At 49.7% G+C, this 372-nt stretch carries 1 protein-coding gene; it reads left to right on the plus strand.

Annotation, left to right across the window (positions count from 1 at the left end; genetic code table 11):
- A partial coding sequence (locus tag JIG41_RS16020; RefSeq protein WP_199525081.1) for an SUMF1/EgtB/PvdO family nonheme iron enzyme occupies window positions 1–372 on the plus strand: 372 nt, incomplete at both ends.

Raw genomic sequence — 372 nt, forward strand, 5'->3', positions numbered from 1 at the left:
AGATGAGGTTTGGCGGGCCCCTGAATTCCCTGCGGGAGTAAGTTGGTATGGCGCAAAAAACTACTGTTTATGGCTGGCTAAACTCACCGAGCTCCCCTTTGATTTACCCACAGAGGCTCAGTGGGAATTTGCAGCCCGTAATCGGGGAGAAAACATTTTATTTGCGACCAATACGGGGATGCTTGAACTCAGTGTCAATTATTCCCCCGCGACAAGCCCTGCACGCCCATACATTAGCGGCACTTACCCTCCCAACCCATTAGGGTTTTATGATCTCAGTGGTAATATGATTGAATGGGTTAATGATTGGTGGGCTGAAGATTACTATCGGCACTCTCCTGAGCATAACCCAACGGGCCCCTCTAAAGGCAC

It is taken from the genome of Pseudoalteromonas sp. bablab_jr011 (assembly GCF_016464045.1).
GTDB classification, from domain to species: Bacteria; Pseudomonadota; Gammaproteobacteria; order Enterobacterales; family Alteromonadaceae; genus Pseudoalteromonas; species Pseudoalteromonas lipolytica.